This window comes from Klebsiella sp. YJ (assembly GCF_002108615.1).
Classification (GTDB): Bacteria; Pseudomonadota; Gammaproteobacteria; order Enterobacterales; family Enterobacteriaceae; genus Klebsiella; species Klebsiella planticola.
On the sequence record NZ_MTEG01000003.1, the window covers coordinates 1 to 3,374 of the forward strand.

Below are 3,374 nucleotides of genomic sequence, written 5' to 3' on the forward strand. Positions count from 1 at the left end.
ACGTTGAATGTCTAGTCAAACTGACGGGAAAACGTCCAGACACCCTCTGGTGACGTGTGAAAGCAGCCGATACCCACGCAACATAAGTTAAATGACCTCCCCCCCATCCTTTTCTGTCCGAAAAGTGGACAACATCCGCAGGACGTATTCACGCAACCCGCGGCGTTAACCTCTTAACCTCTTATGACACCTGGTCTCTATCGTGCTCCCTCCCCTGGATCAATGTTAACGTTAACCATTGTGATTAACATCACGTTCGACAGGTTGTATTGCGGCGAACTTAATAGTAATAATAAACCCGTAGTTATTTATCCATGCCGTTCAGTCAGCGTCAATATGATATCTATGCTGAGGTTTTTATCATCAAGAAAAGAAATGTACCTGAAGCCGTAAATTAAATAATAGAAATCATACCGCTGTCTCTATCAGAGCCGATTATTATATTGAATCTAGCCGCCCTGCCATATCACTAGCGGGCCTTGAAGACGATGATAGCGTTACAGGATTCTGTTTACTAAAATAAAAATATTGTGACAAGGAAATAAATATGAAGGCTTTTTCATTTTTTAAAAATGAATATTACCGCTATGCCTCCGGTTATTCATTTCTGTTTTTTATCGCCTGGTCGCTATGGTGGTCTCTGTATGCCATCTGGCTTAAAGGAACAATCGGTCTCACCGGCACGCAGCTTGGAACCCTGTACTCCGTCAATCAGTTTACCAGTATGATTTTTATGATTGGCTACGGAATAATCCAGGATAAACTCGGCCTCAAAAAGCATCTGATCTGGCTCCTGAGTGTCATTTTAGTTCTCACTGGTCCGTTCCTGATTTATATATATGAACCGCTGCTGCGGCACAACTTCTCGTTAGGTTTAGCGATCGGCTCATTGTTCTTTGGTATTGGCTACCTCGCCGGTTGCGGATTACTGGATAGTTTCACTGAGAAAATGGCACGGGCATTTTGCTTTGAATACGGTACCGCCCGGGCGTGGGGCTCGTTTGGTTATGCGATTGGAGCCTTACTCGCCGGGATCTTTTTCGCCATCAATCCGCACATTAACTTCTGGCTGGTATCGCTGTTTGGTGTGTGCTTTATTATTATCAATATGTTATTTAAAAGCGAACAAACGGCCAGCGGTACTCACCACCTTGAAAAGGTGCACAAAGACGATTTTATCGCCGTCTTTAAAGATATTAAATTCTGGATTTTCGTGCTGTTCATCACCGGGACCTGGTCATTCTATAATATCTACGATCAGCAGATGTTTCCTGTGTTCTATGCCGGGTTGTTCTCATCCGTCGAGACCGGGACCCGGGTCTACGGCTATCTGAACTCCTTCCAGGTGGTGCTGGAAGCCATCGGAATGGCCGTCATCCCCTTCTTTGTAAACAAGGTGGGAGCGAAAAAAGCGCTGATTGCAGGAGGCATGATCATGATCTGTCGCATTCTGGTGTCAGCAACCTCAGAAAGCCCTTACATCATCTCGCTGATTAAGCTATTTCATGCGATTGAAGTACCGCTGTTTGTGATCTCGGTATTCAAATACAGCGTGTCCAACTTTGATTCTCGCTTATCCTCCACCATCTTCCTCGTGGGATTCCAGATCGCCAGCTCGCTGGGTATCGTGTTGTTATCGATCCCGGTGGGGATGTTGTTTGATGCGTTTGGCTACCATTTTGTATTCTATCTGTTCTCCGCCATCGTCTCGGTGATTCTGCTGTTTGGCGTGGTCTTCCTGAGCAATGGACGTAATACAGGCCCACGCAGTGCTGTGGTGCAAAACGAAACCTTATAATATTCGCGAGGCAATGTCGCCGCTGACATTGCCTTTTTCTTTGTCGTTTATCGATGGATAGTGTATCAGGAAAAATCCATATCTCATTGAAGATGCAAATTTTTCCTGGCAAAGCTGTCAATGATGAGGCTTTTACAACGGTATATTTCACTTATTTTTGTGGCATTCAGTTTATGCAAAATAATATTGACATAAGACTGAACCGTTTTTATGGAGATTAGCAGGCGGCGAGAAATTTCCACCAGCGAGTAGCCATTTAAAATCAGATGGATGATATGCGCTTCTCTTTTGGTAAACGCCAACTTTTCCCTCTTCAGATGAATCCGCATTTTTTTAAAAACCTGCCTTATCATGAGATATTCATTACCTGTTAATTCGGTATCAATGAATACCGCTTCGCGACCTGTCCCCCTCATTCCTGACCGCGGTTTTAATAAAAAGATGATATTGACTGGTGAAATGTGCAGATGTTTGAGACGCCCGGCATCGCAGGTTTTCAGCTCTGACTCCACAATCACCACATCGCTGTTGCTGAAAGCAATTTCGGTGATCCGGGAAAATAAAACCCTGTTGACGGAGAGGCTGTTGTCGCTAAACATACATTTCAGACCTTCAAGCATGAAATTATTATTGGTAACAACATAGATATTCATAGAGTCCCCGCAGCAATAACCTTTTGCGAATCGTACCGATCCTTACGTTCTGACAAAGTGACGCCTGTACTGGTGTCGGCGTAGAAGTTAATTTCATCGCCGGTTAACTGTGACGTACCCCGGCTCCCCGGAGTACGTCAGTTGCTCTAGTGGTGCGCTGCTAGCACGCTATTTACGATTTCCACCGCTTCTTTCTCGATCTGCTTACGATGTGCTTCACCGAGGAAGCTCTCGCAGTAGATCTTGTAAGCGTCTTCCGTACCTGACGGACGTGCGGCGAACCAGCCGTTGTCGGTCATCACTTTCAGACCGCCAATCGATGCGCCGTTGCCCGGCGCGGCGGTCAGACGTGCGGTGATCGGGTCGCCGGCCAGCTGACTGGCGCTGACCATTTCCGGCGACAGCTTCGACAGCGCCGCTTTCTGTGCGGAAGTGGCCGAAGCCTGCAGACGGTTATAGCTCGGCGCGCCGAAGCGGGCGGCCAGCTCGTCGTAGTGCTCCTGCGGGTTTTTACCGGTGACGGCGGTGATTTCTGCCGCCAGCAGGCACATGATGATCCCGTCTTTGTCGGTCGACCACGGGGTACCGTCAAAACGCAGGAACGAGGCGCCCGCGCTCTCTTCGCCGCCGAAGCCGAAGCTGCCGTCGAACAGACCGTCAACAAACCATTTAAAGCCCACCGGCACTTCCACCAGCTTACGGCCGAGGTCGTTCACCACGCGATCGATCATCGCCGAGGAGACCAGCGTCTTACCGACGGCGACATCCTGGCCCCACTGCGGACGATGCCGGAACAGGTAGTTAATCGCCACCGCCAGATAGTGGTTCGGGTTCATCAGACCTGCCGGCGTGACGATGCCGTGACGGTCATAATCCGGATCGTTAGCGAACGCCAGATCGAACTTATCGCGCAGCGCCAGCAG

The 3,374-nt window shown here is 48.5% G+C and carries 2 protein-coding genes and 1 pseudogene; 1 reads left to right on the top strand and 2 read right to left on the bottom strand.

Annotation, left to right across the window (positions count from 1 at the left end):
* Positions 1-547 precede the first annotated feature (547 nt).
* Positions 548-1,798 carry an oligosaccharide MFS transporter gene (locus BV390_RS04130; RefSeq protein ID WP_085396632.1) on the top strand — a complete coding sequence of 417 codons (1,251 nt, stop codon included), beginning with the start codon at positions 548-550 and terminating at the stop codon, positions 1,796-1,798.
* An 83-nt stretch (positions 1,799-1,881) separates the two neighbouring features.
* Here BV390_RS04130 and BV390_RS04135 read toward each other — a convergent pair whose 3' ends face one another.
* Both BV390_RS04135 and BV390_RS04140 read right to left on the bottom strand, forming a co-directional pair.
* Positions 1,882-2,451, bottom strand: a complete 570-nt coding sequence (locus tag BV390_RS04135; protein WP_032690518.1) for a helix-turn-helix domain-containing protein — start codon at positions 2,449-2,451, stop codon at positions 1,882-1,884.
* Positions 2,452-2,597: 146 nt separating this feature from the next.
* A pseudogene (locus tag BV390_RS04140) lies at positions 2,598-3,374 on the bottom strand (phosphoglucomutase, alpha-D-glucose phosphate-specific); the annotation flags it as partial.

Bases quoted from the DNA above. Each gene is read 5' to 3' on its own strand.
- BV390_RS04135 (WP_032690518.1), bottom strand. From the start codon at position 2,451: ATGAATATCTATGTTGTTACCAATAATAATTTCATGCTTGAAGGTCTG.
- BV390_RS04130 (WP_085396632.1), top strand. From the start codon at position 548: ATGAAGGCTTTTTCATTTTTTAAAAATGAATATTACCGCTATGCCTCC.